We start from the raw sequence: 26,998 nt of genomic DNA on the forward strand, positions 1-26,998 counted from the left end.
GAACGCAGCGCAGCGAGCACGGACAGGAAGTGAGGCACAGTGGCCACCAGCACCAGCCCCCGCCCGACCCCCGAGCAGTCCCCCCGGGAAGACGCCCCTGCGGGCGCTCCCCGCGACGCGTGGGTCGTGGGCGGGAACCGCATCCCGTTCGCCCGCGCCGGCAAGAAGTACGCGTCCGCGAGCAACCAGGAGATGTTCACCGCCGCGCTCGAGGGGCTCGTCGCGCGCTTCGGTCTCCAGGGCGAGCGGCTCGGGGAGGTCGTCGGCGGCGCCGTGCTCAAGCACTCCCGCGACTTCAACCTCGTGCGCGAGTCGGTGCTCGGGTCGTCGCTCTCCCCGCAGACCCCGGCCTACGACCTCCAGCAGGCGTGCGCGACCGGCCTGGAGGCGACCATCGCCGTCGCGAACAAGATCCGTCTCGGCCAGGTCGAGTCGGGCGTCGCGGGCGGCTCCGACACCGTGTCCGACGCCCCCATCGCCGTGAGCGAGGGCCTGCGTCGGGCGCTGCTCGAGGCGAGCCACGCCAAGACGTTCGGCCAGCGCGTCAAGGCGTTCGCGAAGGTCCGCCCCGCCGACCTCGCGCCCCTCACGCCCGCGACCGACGAGCCGCGCACCGGCCTGTCGATGGGCGAGCACCAGGCGATCACGACGGCCCGCTGGGACATCTCGCGCGAGGCGCAGGACGAGCTCGCGCTCGCGAGCCACGAGCGCCTCGCGGCCGCGTGGGACGCCGGGTTCTTCGACGACCTCGTCACTCCGTTCCGCGGGCTCGTGCGCGACGACAACCTGCGCGCCGACTCGTCGCTCGAGAAGCTCGCCGCGCTCAAGCCGGTGTACGGCAAGCGCCTGGAAGGCGTCACCCCGACCATGACGGCGGGCAACTCGACCCCGCTCACCGACGGCGCGTCGACCGTCCTCCTCGCCTCGGCCGAGTGGGCGCGCGAGCGCGACCTGCCGCTCCTCGCGCGCGTCGTCGACGCGGAGACCGCCGCCGTCGACTTCGTGCACGGCCACGAGGGCCTGCTCATGGCCCCCGCGCACGCGGTCCCCCGCCTGCTCGCCCGCAACGGGCTCACGCTCGGCGACTTCGACCTCTACGAGATCCACGAGGCGTTCGCGTCGACCGTGCTCACGACGCTCAAGGCCTGGGAGGACGACGAGTACTGCCGCACCGAGCTCGGGCTCGACGGCGCGCTCGGCTCGATCGACCGCTCGCGGCTCAACGTCAACGGCTCCTCGCTCGCCGCGGGCCACCCGTTCGCCGCGACCGGCGGGCGCATCGTCGCGACGGCGGCCAAGCTCCTCGCGCAGCGCACCGCCGAGACCGGGGCGCCCGCGCGTGCGCTGATCTCCGTGTGCGCCGCGGGGGGCCTCGGCGTCGCCGCGATCCTCGAGTCCGTCCCCGCGACCGACGCCGCCTGACGCCCCGACGACCGAGAGGAACACCGTGACCGACTCCTACGTCCAGGCCGTCAACTCCGGCTTCACGAAGACGCTCGCCAAGAAGCTCGGCCTCCCGCGCCCCGCGGTCCTGCGCCGCTTCCGCGCGGGCGACCCGCTCACCGTCGGGCCCGTGCTCGTGCTCGGCGGCACGCCCGGCGTGCGCGACGACGCCGACCTCGTCGCCGAGGCCCTGCTCGGCTGGGACCTCGACGTCCGCCAGACCCCGGACGACACGACCCGCTGGGGCGCGGTCGTCGTCGTGCTCAGCGGGATCGAGCGGCCGCAGGACGCGTCCGCGCCCGTCATGGCGCTCTCGGCGACGCTCCGCCGCCTCGCGCCGAACGGTCGCGTCGTGACGATCTCCCGGGCCCCCGCCGACACGGACTCCCCCGAGCTCGCCGCCGCCCGCGAGGGCGTCGACGGGTTCCTGCGGTCCGTCGCCAAGGAGCTGCGCTACGGCGCGACCGCCAACGGCATCCAGGTGACCGACGACGCCCCTGTCGACAGCCCGAGCGTCCTCGCGACCCTCCGCTTCTTCCTGTCCGCCAAGTCGGCGTTCGTCGACGGCCAGCTCCTCCGCGTGGGACCGAGCGCGACCGACGGCGCCGCCGGGAGCACCTCCGCCGACCTCGACCAGCCGCTCGCCGGCAAGGTCGCCGTCGTCACGGGCGCGGCCCGCGGCATCGGGGCGCAGGTCGCCCGGACGCTCGCGCGCGACGGCGCGAAGGTCGTCGTGGTCGACGTGCCCGCGGCGGGCGAGGCGCTCGCCCGGGTCGCGAACGAGATCAAGGGCACGGCGCTGCAGCTCGACGTGACCGCCGACGACGCGGGCGCCCGGATCCTCGAGCACGCGCGCGCACGGCACGGCGGGCTCGACGTCCTCGTGCACAACGCCGGCATCCTGCGCGACAAGTTGCTCGCCAACATGTCGCCCGACAAGTGGGACGCGGTGGTCGCGGTGAACCTCGCCGCGCAGCTGCGGATCACGGAGTACCTGCTCGGCGCGAACGGGTTCTCCTCCGCGCCGCGCGTCGTCTCGCTCGCCTCGACGAGCGGGATCGCGGGCAACCGGGGCCAGGCGAACTACGCGTTCTCGAAGGCGGGCGTCATCGGGCACACGCGCGCGTTCGCCCGCCTGCTCGCGGCGCCGGGCGGTCCGGGCGGGACGGCGAACGCCGTCGCGCCGGGCTTCATCGAGACGGACATGACGGCGTCGATCCCCTTCGTGCAGCGCGAGGTCGCGCGCCGCGTCGCGTCGCTGCAGCAGGGCGGCCAGCCCGTGGACGTGGCCGAGGCGATCGCGTTCCTCGCGTCGCCCGCGGCCGGGGGCGTCAACGGGCAGGTGCTGCGCGTGTGCGGGCAGAACGTGGTGGGCCGGTGACGGCGCCCGCGGGCGCCCCGGCGCGCGTCGAGACGCTGCCCGCCGTCCCGGGTCTGGGCGGCCTGTACGTGCGCGGGCTCGCGGCGTCGGGCCGGATCGCGGCGGCGCACCGGCTGCCCGTCCGGGGCGACCGGACGGAGCTCACGCTCCCGGACGTCACCTACCGGGTCGCGGCCGTCCCGACGGGCGACGACGCGGCGTCGGGCCACGTCGGCAGCGCCGCGCACCTCGCGCGGTACGCGCGGCTCGTGGGCGAGGCGCCGTCGGACGTCCTGCCCGCCGGGTACCTGCACGTGCTGGGGTTCCCGCTCGCGACCGCCGTCATGGTGCGGACCGACTTCCCGCTCCCGCTGCTCGGCATGGTGCACCTCGCGAACTCGGTGTCCGTGCTGCGCCCGGTGCGGCTCGGGGACGCGCTCGAGGTCCGCGCGTGGGCGCAGGACCTGCGCCCGCACCGTCGCGGGGTCCAGGTGGACCTCGTCACGGAGGTCTCGGTGCTGCGCACGGACGACGAGCGCGCCGCGGGGAGCGGGCTGGCCGCGACGACGCTCGCCTACCGGGGCGTCTCGACGTACCTCGCGAAGGGCGCGTCCCTCCCGGGCGGCCCCGCCCCGGCCGACGCCGACGGCCCGCCCGCGTTCGTCCCGCCCCTGCCCACCGCACGGTGGGCGCTCGGGGCGGGGACGGGCCGCGCGTACGCGGCGGTGTCGGGCGACCGCAACCCGATCCACACCTCGGCACTGGGCGCCAAGGCGTTCGGGTTCCCGCGGGCCATCGCGCACGGCATGTACACCGCGGCGCGGGCGCTCGCCGAGGCGGGTCCCGGTCGCGGCGACGCCTACGACTGGACCGTCACGTTCGCCAAGCCGGTGCTGCTGCCCGGCACGGTCGACGTCGCGCTGCGCCCGGCGGGCGACGTGCCCGCCGAGGTGCGGGACGCCGTCGGGCAGGTCGCGGCGGCCGTGCCCGACGGCGCGGGCGACCCGGGCACGGGCGTCACCTACCAGGCGTGGGACGGCAAGGGCCGCCTCCACCTCGCGGGCCGCGTCACCCCCCGCCCCTGACCCTCGCCGCCGAGCACGGGGTCGATGTCGTTCTCGAGCGCATGACGACACCTACCCCGTGCTCGACGCCACGCAGGCTCGTGCTCGGCGTGCCGGTCCGTCAGGGCAGGCGGGCGAGCAGGCCGTCGCGGACGGTCGGCCACTCGTCGCGGAGGACCGAGAAGTAGGCGGTGTCCTGGCGGGAGCCGTCGGGCGCCACGCGGTGGCTGCGCAGGACGCCCTCCGGCACCGCGCCCAGGCGCCGGATCGCCCCGATGGACCGGCTGTTGCGGGCGTCGGCGCGGAGCGCGACGCGCGCGACCCCGAGGTCCTCGAACGCGTGCTGCAGCAGGAGGTACTTGCACGCCGGGTTCGTCGTACCGCCCCACCACTCGCGCGCGTAGAACGTGGACCCGAGCTCGACCCGGCCCTGGGACGGGACCCACTCGTAGAGCGACGTCGAGCCACGGACCACGGCGTCGGCGGTCGCGCCGTCCGCACCGGGTGCACCGGGAGCGCTGGGAGCACCGAGGACCGCGAACGCGAGCCGGCCCGGCGCGGCGACCGCGTCGCGCACGTAGCCCTCCATCGCCTCCGTGCCGCGCGGGACGGCGCTGGACATGCCCGCCCAGATGCCGTCGTCGACGAGGGCGCCGAGCGCCGGCGCGTGGGTCGCGGCGAGCGGTTCGAGGCGGACGCCGAAGCCTTCGAGGACGGTCTCGTGCTGCACCCGCACATCCCACCACACCCCGGTGGCTCGACCGCGTGCGAAGCCGGCCGACCGTGGTTACGGTCGAGAGGTACCGACGAGAGGAGCACTCATGGGACTCGGAGACAAGGCCAAGCACGCCGCCGAAGAGGCGGGTGGCAAGCTCAAGGAAGGCGCGGGCAAGCTCACGGACAACGAGCGGCTCGAGGCCGAGGGCCAGGCTGACCAGGCCAAGGCCAACGTCAAGCAGGCGGGCGACGACGTCAAGGACGCGTTCGACCGCTGACGTGCTCCACCGTTCTGCTCACGAGGGCTCCGCTCCGGCGGGGCCCTCGTGGCGTCTCGGGACCGTTCGCCCGGGGCGCGACGACCGGGATGCGACGACCAGGACACGACGACCGGGAGCCGCGACGGTCAGGATGCGGCGAGCGGCCGGACGTCGGCCGACGGCGCCGGGGCGAGCACCGGGACGACGCGCGGGGCCGTGATCCGCGCGAGGAGACCCACCTCGACCCCGGGCCACTCGGGCGCGAGGATCGAGAACAGCACGGAGTCGGCGCGCGTCCCGTCGGGCGCGGTGCGGTGGCCGCGCATGACGCCCTCCTCGTGGGCGCCGAGACGGCGCATCGCCCCGAGCGAGCGCTCGTTGCGCGTGTCGACGCGGAAGCCGACCCGGTGCACGTCCCACGTCTCGAACGCGTGGCGCAGCAGCAGCCACTTCGTCACGGGGTTGACGAGGCTCCCCCACGTGGAGCGCGCGTAGAACGTGCGGCCCACCTCGACGCGGCGGTCGACGAGCGACAGGTCGCGGAACGCGGTGCTGCCGAGCACGGCGCCGGGCGCGCCGTCGGGGTCGACGGCGCGCACGACGAAGCCCGTGAGGTCCGGGGCCGCGCGGGTCGCGGCCACGAGATCGGCCATCCCCGCGACCCCGTAGGGCAGGGGGATGCTCATCCCTGACCACATCGCCTCGTCGACGAGGCCGGCCAGCGTCTCAGCGTGCTCCAGGGCCAGCGGTTCCAGCCGGAAACCGTGCCCCGAGAGGACGACGTCGTGCAGCACAGCGCATATCAGAGCACACGCGGAACACCGCGCCAAGAGGGTCCGGCGACGCGGTGGACAACGCTCGGCGACGGTCCGGTGAACGGGCTCCGCCGTCGGCCGTCGACGCCGGTCAGACGGCCGGCCCGCAGCCCGCCGCGTCGGCGAGGAAGCCCGCCGCCGCGGTCGCGAAGAGCCCCTCCAGGCCGGACCCCACGGGGACCGGGCGGGGGTCGTCCACGACGGCCCAGCAGCCGTCGACGACCTCGTACCGGGTCGTCGGGCCCTGCTCGACATACGCGCGCACGGCCTCGACGAGACGCACGACGTCCGCACCGGTCGTCCCGACGCCCACCGAGGCGCGGATCGCGCCCGCGTCGTAGCCGAGGCGCGCGAGCAGCGGGTGCGCGCAGAACCGGCCGTCGCGCACGCCGATGCCGTGCTCGGCCGAGAGGTAGGCGGCGACGAGGCCCGGGTCGTGGCCCTCGACGGCGAACGTCACGACGCCGACCGGGTCGACGGCGTCGTCCCACACGCGCACGACCCGGACACCCGGGACCGCCTCCAGGCCCGCGACGAGGGCCGCGCGGAGCGCCGCCTCGTGCGCGTGCAGGTCGGTCGGGTCGAGCGCGGCGAGCGCGTCGCACGCCGCCGCGAGCGCCGCAGCGCCCACCACGTTCGGCGAGCCGGCCTCGTGGCGTGCGGGCGCCGTCTGCCACTGCGTCCCGGTCACCGCGACCTGGCGCACGGCGCCGCCGCCCGCGAGGTAGGGGGTGCCCGCGTCGAGCCAGTCGCGCCGCCCGACGAGCGCCCCCGCGCCGAACGGCGCGTAGGTCTTGTGCCCCGAGAACGCGACGTAGTCGACGCCCGACGCGGCGAGCGAGAACCCGCGGTGCGGGACGAGCTGAGCGCCGTCGAGCACGACGCGCGCACCCGCGTCGTGCGCGGCGCGGACGACCTCGGCGACGGGCAGGGACTCGCCCGTGACGTTGGAGGCGCCGGTCACGGCGACGAGCGCGTACGGGAAGCGCGCGAGCTCGGTGCGCAGGCCCGAGAGCGTCTCCGCGACGGACGCGCCGCCCGCGAGGACCGTCGCGCCGCCGGCGCGCTGCCAGGGCAGCAGGTTCGCGTGGTGCTCGACGTCGAGGACGAGCACGCGCCCGGGCGTGCCGTCCGCGTTCGCCGGGACGCAGCCCGCGAGCAGGTTGAGCGAGTCGGTCGTGTTGCGCGTGACGACCGTGACGTCGTCCTCGCGCGCGCCGACGAACGCGCCGATCGTGCGGCGCGACGCCTCGTAGAGCGCCGTGGAGACCTGCGAGAGGTAGCCCGCGCCGCGGTGCACGCTCGCGTAGAGCGGCAGCACCTCGGTCACGCGGTCCGCGACCGAGCGCAGCGCCGGGGCCGAGGCCGCGACGTCGAGGTTCGCGTACGGCACGCTGCGGCCGTCGACGAGCGGGACGAGCGTGTCCCCGCCGACGACGGGCAGGAGCGCGGGCGCGTCGGCGAGCGCCGCGAGGTCAGGGGCCGGGGCGTCGGTGGGACACGAGACGTCCGCGAGAGCAGTCATGGCACAGTCCTCCAGGGTCGTCCGGGGAGAACCTCCCCGCGCTTGCCGCCCGCCGGTCGGCGTGCGGCCTGGTCGTCACCCGGGGCACCCCGCCGCGAGAGGAGGGTTGCCGGCCAGCAAACCGGGGTTTCGCGCTGGCACTCATGACCTGCACACCAGGATGTCCGCGCGCACGGTGGCGTGTCAACCGGTGGTCACGGCGTCTCGGATGGCGGGACGCAGCCCACGGGCGTCTCCAGGCGCCACCCCGACTCGTCGACCGCGAACGACTCGAGCACCTCCCCCGTGCCGGCGTCGAGCACGACGACCGAGTCGGCCGGCCACCGCGCCGGGTCGCCCGGCGGTGTCGCCGGCGGGCGCTGGAGGCGCACACCGCGCGTGTGGGCCTCGATCACCGCGCCCGTGCGGGTGCTCGCGAGCACGACCTCCGGGTGCGCGTCGGCGTAGGCGTCGCACGCCGCGCCGTTCCCGTCGGAGCTCCACCAGCCCTCGTACCCGCCGACCGTGTGATCGGCCAGGTCGACCGGCTCGCCCCGGTGCGCCGCGGCCCCGTCCGACGACGGCGGGGGCGGGTCGAGCCGCTCGCCGTCGGGCCGCTCGTCGTCGGGTCGCTCGCCCTCGGGGCGAACCGGGTGGACGGACGGCCGCTCCCCGGGCGTCCGCGCGGCATCGTCCCCGACGGGCCCCACGCTCACGACACCCTGCGGGGGCTCCTCCCCGCCGGACGCGGCCCACCACCAAGCGCCCGCCGCGACGACGACCGCCGCCACGCCCGCGCCCGCAGCGCGTGCTCGTCCCGTCTGCATCGACTCCCCCCGCCCGCCGGGACCCCCGCCCGGCCGCGCGGCCACGCTAGCGGAGCCGCGCGGCGTCGGGCACCCCTCACGGGCCGCTCCCCGAGACGGGCGTTCCGCACGTCGGACGCGTGGCGTACGATCCGAGCCAACCATCCGGAGCGGCCGAGTGACGTGGCACGTCGACGCCGCAGCAACCCCCCGGACCGCCTCGGCGGCCGGGCGCAGGGTGCTACTGCCACGATCGATGGAGGAGGACTCTCATGAGCGACCAGTCCCAGCAGGCGTCGGCACCCTGGCCGGCACCCCCCGAGGCGCGTCCCGCCGTCGGCTACGCCGGCGACCTCACCCCGCAGCAGGCATGGGACCTGCTCGCGCACGACGAGCGCGCCGTGCTCGTGGACGTCCGCACCGAGGGCGAGTGGCGCACCATCGGCGTGCCCGACGCCACTCAGCTCGGCCGCGACGTCCTGTTCGACGAGTGGGTGACCCCGGCGGGGCCCAACCCGCGGTTCCTCGACCGGCTCGTCGAAGCAGGCCTGACCCCCGGCGACGAGCGCCCCGTCGTGTTCCTGTGCCGCTCGGGCCAGCGGTCGATCGGCGCGGCGCGCGCGGCCACGGCCGCCGGGCTCGGGCCGTCGTACAACGTGCTCGAGGGCTTCGAGGGCGCCCAGGGGTTCTCGGGCCTGCGGGACGTCGAGGGCTGGAAGGTCCGCGGGCTGCCCACCACGACGTTCGACGAGGCCGCCCGATGAGCGCGGTCGTGCCCGGCGGCTCCGGCCGCAAGCCCCTGCCCGCGAGCGCCCGTCCCGCGACGCTCGCCGTGCGCGGCGGCCACGCGCGCACCGAGTTCCAGGAGACGTCCGAGGCGCTGTTCCTCACGCAGGGCTACACGTACGACCGTGCGGCGGACGCCGAGGCGGCGTTCAAGGGAGAGCTCGACCGGTTCGTCTACTCACGCTACGGCAACCCGACCGTGCACACGTTCGAGGAGCGCCTGCGCCTCCTGGAGGGTGCGGAGGCGTGCTACGCGACGGCGTCCGGCATGTCCGCCGTGTTCACGGCGCTCGCCGCGCTGGTGCGGTCCGGGTCGCGCATCGTCGCGGCGCGCGCGCTGTTCGGGTCGAGCCTCGTCATCTTCGACGAGATCTTCGCGAAGTGGGGCGTGCGGACGGACTACGTCGACGGCCACGTGCTGTCGCAGTGGGAGGAGGCGCTGTCCACCCCCGCGGACGTCGTGTTCTTCGAGACGCCGTCCAACCCCATGCAGGACATCGTCGACGCGCGGCGCGTGAGCGAGCTCGCGCACGCCGCCGGCGCGGTCGTCGTGCTCGACAACGTGTTCGCGACGCCGTTGCTGCAGCGGCCGCTCGAGCTCGGGGCCGACGTCGTCGTCTACTCGGCGACCAAGCACATCGACGGGCAGGGCCGCGTGCTCGGCGGCGCGATCCTCGGGACCGAGGAGTACGTCACCGGCCCGGTGCAGACCTTCATCCGCAACACCGGGCCGTCGCTCTCGGCGTTCAACGCGTGGGTGCTGCTCAAGGGCCTCGAGACGCTGCCCGTGCGCGTCGCCGCGCAGAACGCCGCGGCGGCGCAGGTCGCGGAGGCGCTGGAGCAGCTCCCCGGGATCGGCCGCGTGCGCTACCCGTTCCTCGCGTCGCACCCGCAGCGCGAGCTCGCGCGGTCGCAGCAGAGCGGCGGCGGGACCGTCGTGACGTTCGACCTCGCCGTGCCCGAGGGCACCGACCCCGAGACGGCGAAGAAGCGCGCGTTCACGTTCCTCGACGCGCTCCAGGTCGTCGACATCTCGAACAACCTCGGCGACGCGAAGTCCCTCGTCACGCACCCGGCCACCACGACCCACCGCAAGCTCGGCCCCGAGGGCCGCGCCGCCGTCGGGATCGCGGAGACGACCGTGCGCCTGTCGGTGGGCCTGGAGGACCCGCACGACATCATCGAGGACGTCGCCCAGGCGCTGAACTCCTGACCCCCCGCCTCCCGCCGAGCAGGCGGTATCGGTTCGTCCCGGCGCCGGGACGGGCCACGACCACCTGCTCGGCGGGCAGGAGGGGCCTGGTCGGCACCGGGGGCTTCCCAGGATCGGGTGGACCGGTCGCGTGAGCTTTCGTAGCGTCGTCGGGTGCCCGACGCCCTCTTCGACGACCCCCGCCTCGCCGCCCTCTACGACCCGCTCGACCCGGACCGGTCCGACCTCGACGCCTACGTCGCGATCGTCGACGAGCTGGGCGCGCGCCGAGTGCTCGACGTCGGGTGCGGCACCGGGACGTTCGCGTGCCTGCTCGCGCAGCGCGGCGTCGAGGTGGTCGGCCTCGACCCGGCGGGTGCGTCGCTCGACGTCGCCCGCACGAAGCCAGGCGCCGAGCGCGTGCGCTGGCTGCACGGCGACGCGACGGCCCTCCCCCCGCTCCAGGTCGACCTCGCGACGATGACGGCGAACGTCGCCCAGGTGTTCCTCACCGACGACGCGTGGGCCGCGACGCTGCGGGGCGTCCACGACGCGCTCGTGCCGGGCGGGTGGCTGGTGCTCGAGACCCGCGTGCCCGCCCGTCGGGCCTGGGAGGGGTGGGTCCGCGAGGCGACGACCACGCGCGTGGACGTGCCCGACGTCGGCCCGGTCGAGTCCTGGACCGACCTCACCGACGTGTCGCTCCCCTTCGTGTCCTTCCACGACACGACCGTGCTGCCCGACGGCACCACGCTCCACTCCGACTCGACGCTGCGCTTCCGGGAGCGCGGGGAGGTCGAGACGTCGCTCGTGGCGTGCGGGTTCGAGGTCGTGGACGTCCGGGACGCGCCCGACCGCCCGGGTCGCGAGTGGGTCTTCGTGGCACGGCGCGGCTGAGCCGCGCGAAGCGCGATCGTGTCAGCCGCGACGGTCGCCCAGCACGACGACGTCCTCCGGGCGGCCGCCCGACCGTGCGACGTGCGACCGGACCGCGTCCAGCTCGTGCGGCAGCAGGAGGAAGCTCACCGACGTCCCGGTGTCGTTCACGTCCCAGAGCAGCGTCCAGTGCTCGTCGAAGCCCGAGCCGCAGATCGTGAAGGGGGCGACGGCGAGGGCGAGGTCGAGCTCGCGGTCGTCGCGCGGGTCGAGCTCGAGCGAGATCGGGGGCTCCCACCCGAAGCGCCGGGCGAGGCGTCCGCGTCGTGCGCGGCACAGCTCCTCCAAGGCATGCACCGCGTCGGTCGCGTCCGGTGGCCACGGCTCGTCGGAGTACACGTCGACCTGGAGCCGTGCCACCCGGTCGCGCAGCGCCAGGAGCGCGCCGCGACACGCGGCCGCGACGGTGCCCGGCGAGGCGCCGTCGGCGATCGTGCACAGCACGGCCGTCGTCCTCCGCTGCCGCATCGGTCCTCCCTCGGGTGCTGATTCCGCCGCGGCCTCCGCGCGCGTGCGGTGCGGACACCGTAGTCCCCGGGCCGCCTGTGGACGGCGGTTCGACGGTGTGGGTCGCACCTCGTAGATTCCTCATAGCGCACGGCCACGGGCCGGGCACATGATCACGCCACCACCATCGACAGGGGTCCTCTTGCTGCACGTGCACCGCTCCGAGCGTGCCGAGGCGCTCGTGGCGCCGCTCGCCGCCGTGCTCGCGGAGGTCCCGGCGGACCCGTTCACGCCGGACGTCGTGGCGGTCCCGACGCGCGGGGTGGAGCGGTGGCTCGCGCAGCGGCTCTCGCACCACCTGGGCGCGGGCGAGACGGCGGGGATCTGCGCGAACGTGGATTTCCGGGGCCCGCGGCGGCTCGTCGAGCAGGTCGTGGCCGACCTCACGGACCTCGACCCCGACGACGACCCGTGGCGGCCCGAGCGGCTCGCGTGGTCGGTGCTCGAGGTGCTCGACGCGCACCTCGCCGAGCCCTGGGCGGCGCCGCTCGCGCGCTACGTCGGCGACCCGAGCGACGAGGTGCGGCGGGGCCGGCGGCTCACGCTCGCGCGACGGCTCGCGGACCTCCTGGTCGACTACGCCCGCCAGCGGCCCGAGGTCGTGCTCGCGTGGTCGGCCCCGGTCACGGGGACCGCCGTCGCGCCGGACGACCTCGCGTGGCAGCCCGAGCTGTGGCGCCGCCTGGTGGAGCGCGTCCCGGCGACGGACCCGGCACGGCGCGTGACGGAGGCGGTCGCGGCGCTGCACGCGGACCCGGCGGCCGTCGACCTGCCGCCGCGGCTGTCCGTGTTCGGGCCCACGCGGCTCCCCGAGGACGAGCTCCGGGTCCTGCGCGCGCTCGCCGCGCACCGCGACGTCCACCTGTGGCTCGTGCACCCCTCGCCGGCGCTGTGGGCGACGGTCGCCGCGTCCGCCGGCGACCCCTCCAAGGGCGACGCGGACTCGGGCTCGGACCGCGCGGGCGCGCCCGTCCGGCGTCGCGCGGACCTGCCGACGTTCGCGCGCCACCCGTTCCTCGCGTCCACCGGCCGGGACACGGTCGAGCTGCAGCTGCGGCTCGCCACGGGCGAGGCGCGCGAGACCCACCACGAGGCGGCGCCCCCGCCGCCGACCCTGCTCGGCGCGCTGCAGTCCGCGCTGCGGGCCGACGATCCGGACGGCGCGCACGTGCTGGACCCGACGGACCGCTCCGTGCAGGTGCTCGCGTGCCACGGCCGCGCCCGGCAGGTCGAGGTGCTGCGCGAGACGCTCGTCGGCCTGTTCTCCGCCGACCCGACGCTCCAGGCGCGCGACGTCATCGTGCTGTGCCCCGACGTCGAGACGTTCGCGCCGCTCGTCACCGCGACCTTCGGCGCCGTCCCTGAGCTGGGCGACGACGCGCACCCCGGCCAGCGGCTGCGGGTCAGCCTCGCGGACCGCGGCGCCGGGACCACCAACCCCGTGCTCGCGCTGCTCGCCACGCTGCTGCGCCTCGCGGACGGCCGCGTCACGGCGTCCGAGGTGCTCGACCTCGCGGCGAGCGGCCCGGTCCGCCGCCGGTTCCGCTTCTCCGACGACGACGTCGACCGCCTGCGGCAGTGGGCCGTCGAGGCGGGGGTCCACTGGGGCGAGGACGGCGAGCGGCGTGCCCGCTTCGGGATCGACGAGCACGTGCGGCAGGGCACGTGGGACGCGGCGCTCGACCGCATCCTGCTCGGCGCCGCGATGGCCGACGAGGACGCCCGGTTCGTCGGGCCCGCGCTCCCGCTGGACGACGTCGGCTCGACGGACGTGGACCTCGCGGGCCGGCTCGCGGAGCTCGTCGCGCGGCTCACGGAGATCCTGCGCGGCCTCGACGGCGTGCACCCGCTCGCGCACTGGCTCGACACCCTCGACCGCGCGCTCACGCTCCTGGCGGAGGCGCCGCCGACGGAGGCGTGGCAGATCGGCTCCGCACGCCGCGTGCTGGGCGACGTGCGGGCGGCGGGTGCCGCGCACGGCGGCGTCGCGCTGCGGCTCGCGGACGTGCGGGCGCTGCTCGACGACCGCCTGGCCGGGCGCCCGACGCGCGCCGGGTTCCGCACGGGCGCGCTCACCGTGTGCTCGCTCGAGCCGATGCGCTCCGTGCCGCACCGGGTGGTCTGCCTCCTCGGGCTCGACGACGGCGTGTTCCCCCGCACCGCCGCGCCCGCGGGCGACGACCTGCTCGCCCGGCACCCCGAGATCGGCGAGCGCGACGCGCGCAGCGAGGACCGGCAGATCTTCCTCGACGCCGTCGCCGCGGCGGGCGACCACCTCGTCGTCGTGCACACGGGTGCCGACGAGCGCACCGGGGCGCCGCGCCCGCCCGCGGTGCCCGTGGCGGAGCTGCTCGACGCGCTGGACCGGGTGGCCACCACGGCCGACGGGCGCCCCGCGCGGGAGCACGTCGTCGTGCAGCACCCGCTCCAGACGGTCGACGAGCGGAACTTCACGCCGGGCGCGCTCGGCGTCCCCGGACCGTTCAGCCACGACGACGCGGCGTTCGCCGGGGCCCGCCAGGCGCGCGAGAAGCGTGAGCCGGTCGGGGCGCTCGTCGGCGCACCGCTCTCGCTGCCGGACGGTGCCGCCGTCGGCTCCGTGGAAGGACCGGGGTCGCCCACGGCGACCGGGCGCCGCGCCGACGTCGAGCTCGACGACCTGGTCCGCCTGCTCGAGAACGCACCCCGCTGGTTCGCGCAGCACACGCTCGACGTGGGTCTCGTGCTGGAGGAGGAGGACGTCGAGGACCGGCTGCCCCTCTCCCTCACGGGGCTCGCGGGCTGGGGCGTGGGCGACCGCGTGCTGCGGGCCGCGCTCGCGGGCGTCGACCCGAACCGCGCGATGCAGGCCGAGTGGCGCCGCGGCCAGGTCCCGCCGCGCGAGCTCGGCCGGTCGGCGCTCCAGGAGGTCGTCCGGGCCGTGGGGCCGCTCCGGGTCGCGTCCGTCGAGGCCGCGCGCGAGGCCGACGTCGCGGCCGGTCGTCCCGTGAGCCAGGACGTGCTGAGCTCCGCCGAGACGGTCGACGTGCGGGCCACCCTCCCGGACGGCGGCACGCTCGTCGGCAGCGTGCCGGGCGTGCACGGCGCGCGCGTGGTGCGCACGGAGTACTCGCGGCTCGGGCCGAAGCACCGGCTGCGCGCCTGGGTGCAGGCGCTCGCGCTGCGCGTGAGCGACCCGGACCGCCCGTGGGACGCCGTCGCGATCGGCCGATCGCCCCGCGGCCCGGGGGTCGCGTGGTCGACGCTCACGCCGCCCGACCGCGACACGGCGGCCGCCGTGCTGGCCGACCTCGTGGCCCTGCGCGACGAGGCCGCCCGCGAGCCCCTGCCGCTGCTGCCCGAGGTCGCGCTCCGCTACGCCGAGGAGCGGCGCACCACCGACGCGCGCGACGCCCTGATGCGCGCCGGGTGGGCGTGGAACAAGGGCTTCGAGCGCAAGGACCCGTACGTCGTGCTCGCGTGGGGCCAGGACCCGGCGCTCCCCGACCTCGCGGGCCACGCGACGACCGCCGACCTGGGCCGCTTCCCCGACGACCCGACCCGCCTCGGCGCGCTCGCGCGCCGCGTGTGGGACCCCCTGCTGGAGCACGAGCTGCGAGGTGCGCGATGAGCGGCCCGACGTCCGCACCCGCCACGCCCGCCGCGGCGTCCGGACCCGCGGTGCCCGGACCCGTCGCGGGGAGCCCGCGGCGCTTCGACCCGTTCGGCGACCTGCCGCGCGGGACGGTCGTGCTCGAGGCGAGCGCCGGCACGGGCAAGACGCACACCATCGCGACCCTCACCACGCGCTACGTCGCCGAGGGCGTGGCGGCGCTGCCCGAGATCATGCTCGTGACGTTCGGCCGGGCCGCGACGTCGGAGCTGCGCGACCGCGTGCGCGAGCGCCTCGTCGCGACCGAGCGCGCGCTGCGTGGCCACGACCCGGCGCACAGCGCCGACGAGCTCGTCACGTTCCTCGCCGCGGTCGACGCCGACGAGCTCGCCCGCCGTCGCGAGCGCCTGCGCGTCGCGCTGTCCCAGCTCGACGCCGCGACGATCACGACGACGCACGGGTTCTGCCAGCAGATGCTCACCGCGCTCGGGACGGCGGCCGACGTCGACCTCGCGACGAGCTTCCTGCCCGACGTGGCCGACCTCGTCGAGGAGGTCACGGACGACCTGTACGTGCGGCGGTTCGCCGACCAGAGCGAGCCGATCCTCTCGCCGCGCGACGTGCGCGCGGTCGCCCGCGCGGCGGTGAGCGACCACGGGGCGGTGGTCGCGCCGTCGGACGCGGCCGAGGGCTCGGTGGCCGCGGCGCGGTACGAGGTCGCCGTCGCCGCCCGCCGCGAGGTGGAGGCGCGCAAGCGCGCGATGCACCTGCTCGACTACGACGACCTCCTCGTCCTGCTGCGCCGCGCCCTCACCGACCCGGAGCACGGTGCGACGGCGACGCAGCGCGTCCGGTCGAGGTTCCGCGTGGTCATGGTGGACGAGTTCCAGGACACGGACCCCGAGCAGTGGGCGATCCTGCGCACCGCGTTCCACGGGCGGCCCGACGAGAGCAGCGCGCTCGTCCTCATCGGGGACCCCAAGCAGGCGATCTACGCGTTCCGCGGCGCGGACGTCGTGACGTACCTGCAGGCCGTCGAGGACGCGACGGACACCGCGACGCTCAGCACGAGCTGGCGCAGCGACGGCCCGCTCCTCGCAGGCCTGCACGCGCTGCTCGGCGAGACGGCGCTCGGCGACCCGCGCATCGTCGTGCGCCCGGTCGACGCGGCGCACCCCGAGGCGCGGTTCTCCGGCGGCGCGCCGGTGCGGCTGCGGCAGGTGACGCGCCGCGCCTACCGGCTGGGCGCCTCGTCGGCGCCGTCGGCCCCGGACGCGCGCGGCCTGCTCGCGAAGGACGTCGCGGCCGACGTCGCGAGCCGTCTCGGCACCGCGTCCGGCGGGGGCGACCGCGTGCGCGACGACGTCGGCGGGGCGGCGGGCGACGCGGCGCGCTGGCGCCCGCTCGAGCCGCGCGACGTCGCCGTGCTGACGCGCACGAACGCGCAGGCCGAGGCGGTGCGCTCGGCGCTCGTCGCGCTGGGCGTGCCCGCGGTCGTCTCCGGGCCGTCGAGCGTGTTCGGGTCGGCCGCGGCGCAGGACTGGCTCACGCTCCTCGCGGCGCTGGAGCAGCCGGGCCTCCACCGGCGCGCGACGGCGCTCGCCCTCACCCCGTTCGTCGGCTGGGACGCGCAGCGCCTCGCGACGGCGGACGACGCGGACCACGACGAGCTCGGCGACACGGTCCGGGCCTGGGCGCACCTGCTCGCCGACCGGGGCGTGGCCGCGGTCGCGGAGGTCGCCGCACGGCGCGGGGCGACGGCCCGTGTCATGGCGCGCGCCGACGGCGAGCGCTACCTCACCGACCTGCGCCACGTCACGCAGGCGCTGCACGAGGCCGCGACGACCGAGGGGCTCGGCACGGCCGCGCTCACGGCCTGGCTCCGGACCCGGATCGCCGAGGTCGGGACGGTCTTCACCGACGAGCGCACCCGCCGTCTCGAGACCGACGCCGCCGCCGTGCAGGTCGTCACCGTGCACGCCGCGAAGGGTCTGGAGTTCGGCGTCGTCTACGTCCCGTTCGGGTGGGAACGGTTCGAGCCCGACGACCAGGAGCTGTTCGCGTTCCACGACGACCACGGGCAGCGCGTGCTGCACCTCGGCGGGGTCGGCTCCCCCGGGTTCGTGGACGCCAAGGCGCGCTGGCGCGACGAAGAGCTCGGCGAGGACCTGCGCCTGCTGTACGTGGCGCTCACCCGGGCTCGGCACCAGGTCGTCGTGCACTGGACCCCCACGAAGCGCAGCACCGGATCGGGACCGCTCACCCGCCTCCTGCTCGCCGACCGGATGCTCGGCGGCGAGCCCGGGCGCCACGCACGGCCCGACGCGATGCGCGACGACGCCGTCCGGTCCGCGTTCGAGGCGGTCGCGGCGCGGTCGGGCGGGACGGTCGTCGTCGAGCAGGTCGACGCGCGGCCGAAGGGCGAGCGCTGGTCGCCCGGCACCCGGTCGGGCACGGACCTCGCGCTCGCGACCGCGGCCCACCTCCCGGACCGCGAATGGCGTCGGGCGTCGTACTCGGCCCTGACCGCGGCCGCGCACCACGGCCCGGTCGGCGGGATCGAGAGCGAGCCCGAGGACCCGGGCGTGCAGGACGAGCCGGAGGAGACCACCGACGACGACACCGCCGCGCCCGCGCCCGCGTCCTCGACCTCGGCCCCGCGCCCCGGCGCGGACGTGCCGTCCCCGTACGAGGGGCAGCCGGGCGGCACCGCGTTCGGCACGCTCGTGCACGAGATCCTCGAGTACGTCGACACCGCGGCCGACGACCTCGACGCCGAGGTGCGCGCCCGCTGCGCGCAGGCGGCGACGGTCCGCGTGCCGGGCGTCGAGCCCGTCGCGCTCGCGACGGCGCTCGGCCTGTCGCTGCGCACGCCGCTCGGCCCGATCGCGGGCGGGCTCACGCTCGCCGACGTCGACCCGCGGGACCGGCTGCCCGAGCTCGAGTTCGAGCTCCCGCTCGCCGGGGGCGACGAGACGGAGGGCGTGCGTCCCGCGACGCTGCGCGACCTCGCGGACGTCCTGCGGGCGCACCTGCCCGCCGACGACGCGTTCGCCCGATACCCCGACCTCCTGGCGGCGCTGGCCGACGAGTCCGAGACGGGCACGAGCACCGGCGGCGTCCCGCTGCGCGGCTACCTCACGGGCTCGATCGACGCCGTGCTGCGCGTGCCCGCCCCGGGTCCCGACGGCGCTCCGGACGGGGATCCGGGCGGCCGCCGCCGGTACCTCGTCGTCGACTACAAGACGAACCGCGTCGGGCCGCTCGGGGTCCCGCTCGCCGTGGGCGACTACCACCCCGACGCCATGCGCGACGCGATGCTCGCCTCGCACTACCCGCTGCAGCTCGTGCTCTACCTCGTCGCGCTCCACCGCTACCTGCGGTGGCGCGTGCGCGACTACGAACCCGACCGCGACCTCGCCGGCGGGGCGTACCTCTTCGTGCGCGGCATGGCCGGCCCGGACACGCCCCGCGGCCCCGACGGCACCCCGTACGGCGTCGTCGCCTGGAGCCCGCCGCCCGGGCTCGTCGTCGCCCTGTCCGCCCTGCTCGACGGAGGTCGCGCATGACCACGACCACTCCCGGGTCGGCGCTCCGGCCCACCGCTCCTCCTGCGGGCGACACGGTCGACGAGGGCGACCCGCGGCTCGCCGTCGGCGTGCCGACGGGCCTGGCGCCGTTCAACGTCGCGCGCGTGGTCTCGGCCGCCGACGTGCGCGTCGCGCTGCGGCTCGGCCGGCTCACGGGCGAGCACGACGACCGGGTGCTGCTCGCCGTCGCGCTCGCCGTCCGTGCCGTGCGCAGCGGCTCCGTGTGCGTGCGCCTCGACGACCTCGGCTCCCTGGCGCTGCCCGAGGACGAGGAGGCCGCCCGGACCGACGCCGCCGACCTGCCGTGGCCGGACCGCACCGCGTGGGCCGACGCCGTCGCGCGCAGCCCGCTCGTCGCCGTCGGGGTCGACGGCGCGCCCGACCGCCCCGCGCGCTGGGTCGGGGGCGCGCTGTACCTCGACCGCTACTGGCGCGACGAGCTCGCGGTCCGGCACGACGTCGACGGCCGGCTCGCGGCGCCCGACCTGCCGGTCGACGCCGGTCGTCTCGACGCCGCGCTGGCCCGCCTCTTCCCCGCGGCGGAGGACACGCGCCAGCGGCTCGCCGCCGCGCACGCCGCCACGCGCCGGCTCACCGTCCTCACGGGTGGCCCCGGCACGGGCAAGACGACGACGGTCGCGCGGCTGCTCGCCGTCCTGCACGACGCCGTCCCGCACAACGCTGCCCGCCCCGCGGCCGCGGTGGCGCCCGTTCCGTCGCGCACGGGGGCGAACGCCCCGGCCGACCAGGGCACGGCGCTGCGCGTCGCGCTCGCCGCGCCGACCGGGAAGGCCGCCGCACGGCTCCAGGAGGCGGTGCGCGAGGTCGTCGCCGGGTTCGGGGACGCGGCCGACCGCGCGCGCGTCGGGACTCCCGTCGCGACGACGCTGCACCGCCTGCTCGGGTACCGGCCGGGCAGCAGCACCCGGTTCCGCCACGACGCGCACCACCACCTGCCGCACGACGTCGTCGTCGTCGACGAGACGTCGATGGTCGCGCTGCCGCTCATGGCGCGGCTGCTCGAGGCGCTGCGGCCCGACGCGCGGCTCGTGCTCGTCGGGGACCCGGACCAGCTCGCCTCGGTGGAGGCCGGCGCCGTGCTCGGCGACCTCGTGCACCGCGAGCCCGTCACGCCCCCGGCCACCGCACCGGTCGTGCTCGCGGCGGCCGAGACCGCGCTGGCCGACGCGCCGCCGCCCGCCGACGGCGAGGTCGACGACCGGGCGGTGCTCGGCAACGGCGTCGTCCGGCTGCGCACCGTCCACCGTCAGGACCGCGACTCGGAGATCCTGCCGCTCGCCGCCGCGATCCGGGCCGAGGACGCGGAGGCGACGCTCGCCCTGCTGCGCGCGGGGCACGGGTCCGTGGAGTTCCTCGGGGCGCCCGACGACGAGCCCGACGACGCGGTGCTGGCCGCGGTCCGCGCGGACGCCGTCGCGGCGGGGACCCTGCTCGTCGAGGCCGCGCGCGCCGGGGACGCCGCCGCCGCGCTCGACGCGCTCGCGCGGCACCGCGTCATGGTGGCGCACCGGCGCGGGCCCGCGGGGCGCGGCCGGTGGGCGGCGCAGGTCGAGGCGTGGGTCGAGGAGGCGACCGGCCACCACGCGACCGACTCCCCGTGGGTCGCCGGGCGGCCCCTGCTCGTCACGACGAACGACGCCGACGTCGGCCTCTACAACGGCGACACCGGCGTGCTCGTCGCGGAGCCCTCGGGCGGGGTCGTCGCCGTGTTCGGGGACCCGCGCGCGCCGCTGCGCGTGCGCACGCACCGGCTGCCGCCCGTGGAGACCGTGCACGCCATGACGGTCCACCGGGCGCAGGGCAGCCAGTTCGACCGGGTCACGCTCGTCCTGCCGCCCGCGACCTCGCCGCTGCTCACGCGCGAGCTGCTGTACACGGCGGTGACGCGCGCGCAGTCGTTCGTGCGCGTCGTCGGCTCCGAGGACGCCGTGCGCACCGCGGTGACGAGCCCGGTCCACCGGGCGAGCGGGCTGCGGACTCCGCTGCCCGGCGGTCAGTCCTCGGTGCGCTCCGCCTGATCGCGCTCGCGCAGCTCCTTGAGGCGGCCCCAGGGCACGAGCACGATCCAGGCGACGGACGCGACGGCGGCGCCCATGATCATCGAGGGGACGTCCATGGCGACCATCCTGGCAGGCGTGCGCGGTCGCCCCGGGGAATGAGGCACGGGGGTGGCCGGTTGGCACCAGGGTGAGCACCCAGACCCCCCGCCTGTCCGTCCTCGACCTCGTGCCCGTCCGCTCGGGCCAGTCCAGCACCCAGGCGGTGCGAGCGTCGCTCGACCTGGTCCGCCTCGCCGACCGGCTCGGCTTCGAGCGCTACTGGTTCGCCGAGCACCACAACATGCCCGCGGTCGCGGCCTCGACCCCGCCCGTGATGATCGCCGCGGCCGCGTCGGTGACGGACCGGATCCGCGTCGGCTCGGGCGGCGTCATGCTGCCCAACCACGCGCCGCTCGTCGTGGCCGAGCAGTTCGCGGCGCTCGAGGCGATCGCGCCGGGGCGGGTCGACCTGGGCCTCGGCCGCGCGCCCGGCTCGGACCCGGTCGTCACGCAGCTCCTGCGCATCACCGGCCCGACGGCCGACGTCGACCGCTTCCCCCAGCACGTCACGGACATCCTCGCGCTCATGAGCCCGCAGGGCGCGACGCTGCGCCTCACGAGCGGGCAGGTCTACGACGTGCACGCGACGCCCGCCGCGGACGGCACCCCGACGGTCTGGCTGCTCGGGTCGAGCGACTACTCCGCGCGCCTCGCGGCCGAGCTCGGCCTGCCGTACGTGTTCGCGAACCACTTCTCGGGCCAGGGCATCGACGAGATCCTCGCCCTGTACCGCGAGGGCTACCGCCCGAGCGAGGCGTTCCCCGAGCCCCGCACGTTCCTCACCCTCAACGCCGTCGTCGCGGAGACCGACGACGAGGCGCGCGCCCGGGCACTCCCCCAGGCCCGCATGATGGCGCGCCTGCGCACCGGGCAGGCGCTCACCGCGCTCGAGACCGTCGAGGAGGCGCAGGCCGCGCCGCTCGACGGCGCGGCCGGGGAGATGGTCGAGGACAGCCTGCGCCGCTGGGCCGTCGGCACGCCCGACGCCGCGGCGGCCGAGGTCCGTCGGCTCGCCGAGCGCCATGGCGTGGACGAGGTCATGGTCGTGCCCGTCGCCGCGTCCCGCGCGGACGAGGCGCTCGACACGACGCCGGGCCGCGCGCGCACGCTCGAGCTCCTCGCGGGCGAGCTCGCCGTCTGACCCTCCCGCCGAGCACGACGTTGCTGTCGCCAAGGCGCCCGTCACGACAGCAAGGTCGTGCTCGACGCGGAGCGGCGTCGTGGTCGGCGGCGGCGTCGGGGCCGGGGCGCGGCGGCGTCGGTGGGAGGCGGTAGCGTCGCGCGCATGAGCACGAAGTACGACGACGCGTCCTGGCACTCCGGCGGCGAGGGCTACCCGCCCGAGGCCGGTCCCGAGGCGGGGGCGACGCACATCGGCATGTTCCTCGCGTGGGCGGTGCTCGCGGGGCACACGTCCCCGGAGCTCGAGGAGGACTCCGCGGACGAGCTCGCGGCGCTGCGCGAGCGCACCGTCACGCCGGGCGCGTTCGTGCACGACTCGTGCGACGGCAAGCTCGTCGACCACGACCTCGACGACATCGGCACCGCGTTCGCGAGCGCCTACTACGCGGGCGACGACGAGGACGAGGGCGACGCCGGCCTCTACCTCGAGGACTACGTGGACGCCGTGAGCCCCGGCGACGGGGAGCCCGAGGACGTGTACCGCGTCCCGGACACGTGGGAGACGTACGAGCTCGTCGCGCCGCTGATCGACGCGCGGTTCGCCCAGTGGGACGACGAGGGCCGCCCGGCGGTCCTGCGGCACCGCGCGTGACATGAGCGCCCCGACGCCCGTCACGCGCCTCGCCGCCGTCCTGCGCGCCGACAACCCCGGCCCCATGACGCTCGACGGCACGCGCTCGTACGTGCTGCGCGCGCCGGGCTCGGCGTCGTGCGTCGTCGTGGACCCGGGGCCCGACGACGCGACCCACCTCGACGCGCTCGCCGCCGCCGGGCCGGTCGAGCTCGTGCTCGTGACCCACCGCCACGCCGACCACACGGCCGGGTCCCCCGGCCTGCGCGCGCGCACCGGCGCCCCCGTGCGGGCCGCCGACCCGGACCACTGCCACGGCGGCGCGCCGCTGCGCGACGGCGAGGTGATCGAGGCCGCGGGCCTGCGGGTCGTGGTCCTCGCCACGCCCGGCCACACCGCCGACTCGGTCTGCCTCGTCCTGCCCGACGACGGCCCGGTCGCCTCGACCGACGACCGCGCCCGCCGCACGGCGGACCCGGGCCCGGCGGGCTCCGGCACCGCGGGCCCCGCCGCCGCGGGCTCCGGGACCGCGGCGGACGAGGGCGCGCGGGCGCCGTCGGGCACGACGATCCTCACGGGTGACACGGTGCTCGGGGCGGGGACGACGGTGATCGCGGCGCCCGACGGGTCCCTCGGCGCCTACCTCGCGAGCCTCGACGCGATCGAGGCCGTCTCGGGCGGCCTGGGACCGGTGGCCGGCCTCCCGGGCCACGGACCGGTCGTCGACGACCTCGCGGCACGCGTTCGCGCGTACCGGGAGCACCGTCACGACCGTCTCGCCCAGGTGCGGGCCGCGCTGACCACGCTCGGCCTGGCCCCGGACGCACCGGGCGCGGTCGACGAGATGGTCGCGCGGGTCTACGCCGACGTCGACCCCACGGTCCGCGGGGCGGCCCGGCAGTCGGTCGCGGCGCAGCTCGCGTTCCTCGCCGGCCCAGACACCGACGCGGGCACCGGCACCGGCACCGGCACCAGCACCAGAACCAGAACCAGAACCAGAACGATCGCCGACATCGGAGCTGACGCGGCCGACGACACCCCCGGCGCCCCGAGCCGCGACGGCTGACTGTCGGTGCCACGGTGCACGATGACGGGATGACGACACCACGGCTCGGTATCGCGTTCGTGCCCACCCACGCACCCGAGAGCCTGCGGCGGCTCGCGACGACGGCGGAGGACGCCGGCCTCGACGACCTCTGGGTGTGGGAGGACTGCTTCAAGCAGTCCGGACTCGCCTCGGCGGCCGCTGCCCTGGCGTGGACCGAACGCGTGCGCGTCGGCATCGGGCTCATGCCCGCCCCGCTGCGCAGCACGGCGATCACGGCGATGGAGGTGGCGACGCTCGCGCGGATGTTCCCCGGTCGCCTCGTCGCGGGGGTCGGGCACGGCGTCCAGGAGTGGATGGGGCAGGCGGGGGTGCGCGTCGCGTCTCCCCTGACGCTCCTGCGCGAGCACGCGACGGCGCTGCGGAGCCTGCTCGCGGGCGAGGAGGTCACGACGGACGGTCGCTACGTCACGCTCGACGCCGTCCGGCTCGACTGGCCGCCCACGGGTCCCGTCCCGCTGTGGCTGGGCGGGTCGGGGCCGCGGACGCTCGCGCTGGCCGGCGAGCTCGGCGACGGTCTCATCCTCACGAACGCGCTGACCCCCGAGGACGTGCGGGGCGCGGCGGCCGTCGCGCGCGAGGGCGGTGCGGGCCCCGGGTTCGACGTCCACGCGACGCTCATCGCCGCGACGGGCCCGGACGCGCAGGCGCGGGTCGACCGCGAGCTGCCGGTGTGGGGCGCGGAGCCCGGTCGGGGCATCGGCGCCGCGGGCGACGCGCAGGCGGTCGCGGCGGGCGTCCTGGCTCTCGCGGAGGCGGGCGCGACGGCCGTGGCGGTCCAGCCGACCGCGGACGAGCCCGACGTCGAGGCGTTCGTGCGCTTCCTCGGGCGAGAGGTCGCGCCGCTGCTCAGCTCCCGGTGACGCGCCCGGTGTCGCCCTCGGTGCCCGCGGCGCCGGGCCGCTGCCGCAGGCCGTGGACGAGGGCGACCACCGCGCACACCAGCGCGACGGCGCCGACGGCGAGCGCGAGGCGGACGGGGAAGTCGGCATAGAGGTCGGTCACCTCGCCGACCGGGAGGCCCCAGCCCGCCGCGGTCTCGCGCACTTCCGCCGCGAGCGCACCGATCCGTCCGGGCACCCGCGTCACGGCTGCGGAGACCCACCCGAGCAGCTCGAGGACGACGGAGGCCACGGAGTGGGCGCCGGACGCGAGGGGGATCACCGGTCCACCCTAGCGGAACCGGACAGCGCGGTCATATGCGGCACGGCGGGGTATCGCCTCAGGTCAGCGGCTTGGCGAAGCACAGCGCGACATGGTTGTCGCCGTCGTAGGGCGGGAAGTGCGCGACGGCACGGAAGCCGAGCGAGCGGTAGAGCGCGATGGCGCCGGGCTGGCGGATGCCCGTCTCGAGCAGGAGCGTGGAGACCCCGCGCTCACGCGCCGCCGTCTCCAGCCCGTCGAGGAGCCGGCGCGCGGTCCCCGTGCGGCGCGCGCTCTCGCGCACGAACACCTTCTTCACCTCGAGCGCGTCCTGCGGCGCGCCGGGCTCGGGCCGTCGCAGCGACGCGCACCCGAGCGCCTCGCCGTCCCGGTACGCGACGAGGGTGACCACGACGTCCGCTCCCAGGCGCGCGTCCACGGCCTCGAAGCCTCCGGCGGAGTCGAGGCCGCTGAAGAGCTCGGGGTACAGGACGGCCGACGACGTCTCGTGCATCTCGCGGCGCAGCGCTGCCGCGTCGGGGTCGTCCCACGGGACGGCTCGGAGCTCGACCGCCGCACCCCCGACGACCAGGCCGCCCGCCGCGGCGCCGGGCCCCGACCTCGTGCCGTCCAGCGCAGCGCCCCGTGGTCCGGTGGCATCCGGCGCGGCGGTCCGCGCTCCGGCGGCATCCGACGCAGCGGCGGGCGACACGCGCAGGTCGAGCGCGAAGCAGCGCGAGAGCGGCTGGCCGGCGTAGTGGCCGTACGACTCGATCGGCACGTACCCGAGCGCGAGGTAGAGGTCGATGGACTCCGGCTGGAGCGTGCCCGTCTCGAGCACGAGCCGGTCGAGGCCCGCGGCGACCGCGCGCTCGTGCAGCGCGCGCATCGCGGTGCGTGCGTGCCCGCGACCCCGGTGGGCGGGCTCGACGTACAGGCGCTTCACCTCGCCGGTCCCCGCGGGGTGCGTGCCGCCACGTCCGTCCGGCGTGCCGGAGACGTCGCGCAGCGCGACGAACGCGACCGGCTCGCCGTCCTCCCGGACCACGACGTTCGCGAGCGCCGCCTCGGGGGCGAACGTGCCGGCGTCGGGCTCGCCGTAGCGCACCGCGAGCTCCGCCTGCTGCCGCGACCGCAGCCGCTCGGCCGCGGCGTCGTCCGCCGGGACCGTCGCCACGGTGACGACCCCGGCCCCGGGGCGCCCGACGGCGTCGGGCAGGACGCGCGGGAGCGTCACGCGCGGACGAGCGCGCCCAGGACGGACGTGAAGAACCCGAGACCGTCGGTGCCGGCGCGCGGGCCGGCCTCGGCGGCCGGGCCGAAGCCGGGCTCGACGGCGTGCTCCGGGTGGGGCATGAGGCCGACGACGTTGCCTGCCGCGTTCGAGATGCCCGCGATGCCGCGGCGCGACCCGTTCGGGTTCCACCCGTCGTAGCGGAAGACGACGCGCCCCTCGGCCTCGAGCTCGTCGAGCGTCCGCTCGTCGGCGACGAACTGCCCGTCCTGGTTCTTCAGCGGGATCGTGATGCGCTGGCCGGCCGTGTAGTCGCGCGTCCAGGCGGTGTCGGCGTTCTCGACCACGAGGACCTGCTCGCGGCACACGAAGTGCAGGTGGTCGTTCTTGACCATCGACCCCGGGAGCAGGTGGGCCTCGGTGAGGATCTGGAAGCCGTTGCAGATGCCGAGCACGGGCATGCCGCCCTTCGCGGCGTCCACGATCGACTCCATGACCGGCGCGAAGCGGCTGATCGCGCCCGCGCGCAGGTAGTCGCCGTAGGAGAAGCCGCCGGGCAGGACGACCGCGTCCACGCCGTGGAGGTCGGCGTCGGCGTGCCAGAGCGACACCGCCTCGCCGCCCGCGAGACGCACCGCGCGCGCGGCGTCGCGGTCGTCGAGCGTGCCGGGGAAGGTGACGACGCCGACCGTGGCCGTCGCGAGAGCCGAGGCGGTCATCAGGCGAGACCCTGCGACGTGATCGTCGCGGCGGCGTCCGTCTCGATGTCGGCGACGCGCACGACGTCCTCGATGACGGGGTTCGACAGGAGCTTCACCGCGGCCTCCTCGGCGGCGGCAAGGACCTCCGGCGTCACCGGGCCCTCGACCTCGAGCTCGAACCGCTTGCCCTGGCGGACGGAGGTGAACTGGGTGAAGCCGAGGCGCGGCAGCGCCCCGACGACGGCCTTGCCCTGCGGGTCCAGGATCTCGGGCTTGGGCATGACCTCGACGACGACGCGTCCCACGGGGGCTCCTTGGCGAGAGTGTTGGGAGGGCCGGGGCTCCGGGATCCCGGCCACGTCACGGGCGT

The 26,998-nt window shown here is 76.6% G+C and carries 24 protein-coding genes and 1 riboswitch; of the genes, 14 read left to right on the top strand and 10 right to left on the bottom strand.

Translation table 11 applies throughout. The features are described 5' to 3' along the window. The first annotated feature begins 39 nt into the window (after nucleotides 1–39). From BXA05_RS02040 to BXA05_RS02050, 3 genes are read left to right on the top strand one after another with little or no spacing between them, the layout of a single operon-like run. Entirely contained in the window at nucleotides 40–1,422 is a 1,383-nt protein-coding gene (locus BXA05_RS02040; protein WP_021482930.1) for an acetyl-CoA C-acetyltransferase, read from the top strand. A 25-nt stretch (nucleotides 1,423–1,447) separates the two neighbouring features. Next, complete coding sequence (locus tag BXA05_RS02045; RefSeq protein ID WP_076403616.1) at nucleotides 1,448–2,824, top strand: 3-oxoacyl-ACP reductase; 1,377 nt, start codon at nucleotides 1,448–1,450, stop codon at nucleotides 2,822–2,824. Then, the gene (locus tag BXA05_RS02050; RefSeq protein ID WP_076403618.1) at nucleotides 2,821–3,888 is read left to right on the top strand and encodes a MaoC/PaaZ C-terminal domain-containing protein; all 1,068 of its coding nucleotides are present in this window, start codon (nucleotides 2,821–2,823) and stop codon (nucleotides 3,886–3,888) included. The genes BXA05_RS02045 and BXA05_RS02050 overlap by 4 nt, the downstream gene beginning before the upstream one ends. 100 nt (nucleotides 3,889–3,988) lie before the next feature. Here BXA05_RS02050 and BXA05_RS02055 read toward each other — a convergent pair whose 3' ends face one another. Further along, the gene (locus tag BXA05_RS02055; protein WP_076404067.1) at nucleotides 3,989–4,597 is read right to left on the bottom strand and encodes a GNAT family N-acetyltransferase; all 609 of its coding nucleotides are present in this window, start codon (nucleotides 4,595–4,597) and stop codon (nucleotides 3,989–3,991) included. A gap of 91 nt (nucleotides 4,598–4,688) precedes the next feature. On the opposite strand from BXA05_RS02055, the gene BXA05_RS02060 reads away from it, so the two are divergent. Continuing rightward, nucleotides 4,689–4,862, top strand: a complete 174-nt coding sequence (locus BXA05_RS02060) for a CsbD family protein (RefSeq protein WP_009866995.1) — start codon at nucleotides 4,689–4,691, stop codon at nucleotides 4,860–4,862. A 128-nt stretch (nucleotides 4,863–4,990) separates the two neighbouring features. On the opposite strand, the gene BXA05_RS02065 is transcribed toward BXA05_RS02060, so the two are convergent. The 3 genes from BXA05_RS02065 to BXA05_RS02075 form a co-directional block, all read right to left on the bottom strand. Then, nucleotides 4,991–5,638, bottom strand: a complete 648-nt coding sequence (locus BXA05_RS02065; protein WP_076403620.1) for a GNAT family N-acetyltransferase — start codon at nucleotides 5,636–5,638, stop codon at nucleotides 4,991–4,993. Between the two features lie 112 nt (nucleotides 5,639–5,750). Further along, nucleotides 5,751–7,184, bottom strand: a complete 1,434-nt coding sequence (locus BXA05_RS02070; RefSeq protein WP_076403622.1) for an aminotransferase class V-fold PLP-dependent enzyme — start codon at nucleotides 7,182–7,184, stop codon at nucleotides 5,751–5,753. Between the two features lie 33 nt (nucleotides 7,185–7,217). Then, a riboswitch (SAM riboswitch) is annotated at nucleotides 7,218–7,333 on the bottom strand. A 45-nt stretch (nucleotides 7,334–7,378) separates the two neighbouring features. Continuing rightward, entirely contained in the window at nucleotides 7,379–7,990 is a 612-nt protein-coding gene (locus BXA05_RS02075) for a hypothetical protein (RefSeq protein WP_128957621.1), read from the bottom strand. 251 nt (nucleotides 7,991–8,241) lie between these two features. Between BXA05_RS02075 and BXA05_RS02080 the strand changes: the two genes are divergently transcribed. From BXA05_RS02080 to BXA05_RS02090, 3 genes are all read left to right on the top strand, one after another. Further along, nucleotides 8,242–8,733, top strand: coding sequence for a rhodanese-like domain-containing protein (locus BXA05_RS02080; RefSeq protein ID WP_076403624.1), 492 nt, complete (start codon nucleotides 8,242–8,244; stop codon nucleotides 8,731–8,733). Continuing rightward, entirely contained in the window at nucleotides 8,730–9,968 is a 1,239-nt protein-coding gene (locus BXA05_RS02085; RefSeq protein WP_076403625.1) for an O-succinylhomoserine sulfhydrylase, read from the top strand. Before BXA05_RS02080 ends, BXA05_RS02085 begins: the two co-directional genes overlap by 4 nt. 153 nt (nucleotides 9,969–10,121) lie before the next feature. After that, on the top strand, nucleotides 10,122–10,844 hold the full coding sequence (locus BXA05_RS02090) for a class I SAM-dependent methyltransferase (protein ID WP_076403627.1): 723 nt from the start codon (nucleotides 10,122–10,124) through the stop codon (nucleotides 10,842–10,844). A 21-nt stretch (nucleotides 10,845–10,865) separates the two neighbouring features. Here BXA05_RS02090 and BXA05_RS02095 read toward each other — a convergent pair whose 3' ends face one another. Next, entirely contained in the window at nucleotides 10,866–11,351 is a 486-nt protein-coding gene (locus tag BXA05_RS02095) for a hypothetical protein (protein WP_076403629.1), read from the bottom strand. Between the two features lie 190 nt (nucleotides 11,352–11,541). Here BXA05_RS02095 and recC point away from each other — a divergent pair, with 190 nt between their 5' ends. From recC to recD, 3 genes are read left to right on the top strand one after another with little or no spacing between them, the layout of a single operon-like run. Next, entirely contained in the window at nucleotides 11,542–15,000 is a 3,459-nt protein-coding gene (recC, locus tag BXA05_RS02100) for an exodeoxyribonuclease V subunit gamma (RefSeq protein ID WP_244550375.1), read from the top strand. Continuing rightward, nucleotides 14,997–18,551: a UvrD-helicase domain-containing protein gene (locus tag BXA05_RS02105; protein ID WP_083711261.1), complete on the top strand. Its 3,555-nt coding sequence runs from the start codon at nucleotides 14,997–14,999 to the stop codon at nucleotides 18,549–18,551. Before recC ends, BXA05_RS02105 begins: the two co-directional genes overlap by 4 nt. Next, on the top strand, nucleotides 18,548–20,611 hold the full coding sequence (recD, locus tag BXA05_RS02110; RefSeq protein ID WP_083711263.1) for an exodeoxyribonuclease V subunit alpha: 2,064 nt from the start codon (nucleotides 18,548–18,550) through the stop codon (nucleotides 20,609–20,611). The genes BXA05_RS02105 and recD overlap by 4 nt, the downstream gene beginning before the upstream one ends. Here recD and BXA05_RS20635 read toward each other — a convergent pair. Continuing rightward, nucleotides 20,587–20,709 carry a hypothetical protein gene (locus BXA05_RS20635; protein WP_021483523.1) on the bottom strand — a complete coding sequence of 41 codons (123 nt, stop codon included), beginning with the start codon at nucleotides 20,707–20,709 and terminating at the stop codon, nucleotides 20,587–20,589. The genes recD and BXA05_RS20635 overlap by 25 nt on opposite strands. 71 nt (nucleotides 20,710–20,780) lie before the next feature. Here BXA05_RS20635 and BXA05_RS02115 point away from each other — a divergent pair, with 71 nt between their 5' ends. From BXA05_RS02115 to BXA05_RS02130, 4 genes are all read left to right on the top strand, one after another. Continuing rightward, entirely contained in the window at nucleotides 20,781–21,833 is a 1,053-nt protein-coding gene (locus tag BXA05_RS02115; protein ID WP_076403632.1) for an LLM class flavin-dependent oxidoreductase, read from the top strand. 144 nt (nucleotides 21,834–21,977) lie between these two features. Next, on the top strand, nucleotides 21,978–22,466 hold the full coding sequence (locus BXA05_RS02120; protein WP_076403633.1) for a DUF7832 domain-containing protein: 489 nt from the start codon (nucleotides 21,978–21,980) through the stop codon (nucleotides 22,464–22,466). Nucleotide 22,467: 1 nt separating this feature from the next. Continuing rightward, nucleotides 22,468–23,511, top strand: a complete 1,044-nt coding sequence (locus tag BXA05_RS19215) for an MBL fold metallo-hydrolase (protein WP_083711265.1) — start codon at nucleotides 22,468–22,470, stop codon at nucleotides 23,509–23,511. A 29-nt stretch (nucleotides 23,512–23,540) separates the two neighbouring features. Continuing rightward, a complete protein-coding gene (locus BXA05_RS02130; protein WP_076403635.1) occupies nucleotides 23,541–24,413 on the top strand; it encodes an LLM class flavin-dependent oxidoreductase in 873 nt (290 codons plus the stop codon). Here BXA05_RS02130 and BXA05_RS02135 read toward each other — a convergent pair. From BXA05_RS02135 to purS, 4 genes are read right to left on the bottom strand one after another with little or no spacing between them, the layout of a single operon-like run. Next, nucleotides 24,400–24,714 carry a hypothetical protein gene (locus tag BXA05_RS02135; protein ID WP_076403636.1) on the bottom strand — a complete coding sequence of 105 codons (315 nt, stop codon included), beginning with the start codon at nucleotides 24,712–24,714 and terminating at the stop codon, nucleotides 24,400–24,402. The genes BXA05_RS02130 and BXA05_RS02135 overlap by 14 nt on opposite strands. Nucleotides 24,715–24,772: 58 nt before the next feature. Further along, nucleotides 24,773–25,930, bottom strand: coding sequence for a GNAT family N-acetyltransferase (locus tag BXA05_RS02140; RefSeq protein ID WP_244550360.1), 1,158 nt, complete (start codon nucleotides 25,928–25,930; stop codon nucleotides 24,773–24,775). Continuing rightward, nucleotides 25,927–26,646, bottom strand: a complete 720-nt coding sequence (gene purQ, locus BXA05_RS02145) for a phosphoribosylformylglycinamidine synthase subunit PurQ (protein WP_034654359.1) — start codon at nucleotides 26,644–26,646, stop codon at nucleotides 25,927–25,929. Before purQ ends, BXA05_RS02140 begins: the two co-directional genes overlap by 4 nt. Next, nucleotides 26,646–26,933: a phosphoribosylformylglycinamidine synthase subunit PurS gene (gene purS / locus BXA05_RS02150; RefSeq protein WP_021483374.1), complete on the bottom strand. Its 288-nt coding sequence runs from the start codon at nucleotides 26,931–26,933 to the stop codon at nucleotides 26,646–26,648. The genes purQ and purS overlap by 1 nt, the downstream gene beginning before the upstream one ends. Between the last annotated feature and the right edge of the window lie 65 nt (nucleotides 26,934–26,998).

The organism is Cellulosimicrobium funkei, from assembly GCF_900155925.1.
Taxonomy (GTDB): Bacteria; Actinomycetota; Actinomycetes; order Actinomycetales; family Cellulomonadaceae; genus Cellulosimicrobium; species Cellulosimicrobium funkei.

Excerpts from the sequence above, each read along its gene's own strand:
- BXA05_RS02075 (WP_128957621.1), bottom strand. The coding sequence starts at position 7,990 with ATGCAGACGGGACGAGCACGCGCTGCGGGCGCGGGCGTGGCGGCGGTC.
- BXA05_RS02105 (WP_083711261.1), top strand. The coding sequence starts at position 14,997 with ATGAGCGGCCCGACGTCCGCACCCGCCACGCCCGCCGCGGCGTCCGGA.
- recD (WP_083711263.1), top strand. The coding sequence starts at position 18,548 with ATGACCACGACCACTCCCGGGTCGGCGCTCCGGCCCACCGCTCCTCCT.
- purQ (WP_034654359.1), bottom strand. The coding sequence starts at position 26,646 with ATGACCGCCTCGGCTCTCGCGACGGCCACGGTCGGCGTCGTCACCTTC.
- BXA05_RS02095 (WP_076403629.1), bottom strand. The coding sequence starts at position 11,351 with ATGCGGCAGCGGAGGACGACGGCCGTGCTGTGCACGATCGCCGACGGC.
- BXA05_RS02060 (WP_009866995.1), top strand. The coding sequence starts at position 4,689 with ATGGGACTCGGAGACAAGGCCAAGCACGCCGCCGAAGAGGCGGGTGGC.
- BXA05_RS20635 (WP_021483523.1), bottom strand. The coding sequence starts at position 20,709 with ATGGACGTCCCCTCGATGATCATGGGCGCCGCCGTCGCGTCCGTCGCC.
- BXA05_RS19215 (WP_083711265.1), top strand. The coding sequence starts at position 22,468 with ATGAGCGCCCCGACGCCCGTCACGCGCCTCGCCGCCGTCCTGCGCGCC.
- BXA05_RS02080 (WP_076403624.1), top strand. The coding sequence starts at position 8,242 with ATGAGCGACCAGTCCCAGCAGGCGTCGGCACCCTGGCCGGCACCCCCC.
- BXA05_RS02120 (WP_076403633.1), top strand. The coding sequence starts at position 21,978 with ATGAGCACGAAGTACGACGACGCGTCCTGGCACTCCGGCGGCGAGGGC.
- BXA05_RS02130 (WP_076403635.1), top strand. The coding sequence starts at position 23,541 with ATGACGACACCACGGCTCGGTATCGCGTTCGTGCCCACCCACGCACCC.
- BXA05_RS02085 (WP_076403625.1), top strand. The coding sequence starts at position 8,730 with ATGAGCGCGGTCGTGCCCGGCGGCTCCGGCCGCAAGCCCCTGCCCGCG.
- BXA05_RS02070 (WP_076403622.1), bottom strand. The coding sequence starts at position 7,184 with ATGACTGCTCTCGCGGACGTCTCGTGTCCCACCGACGCCCCGGCCCCT.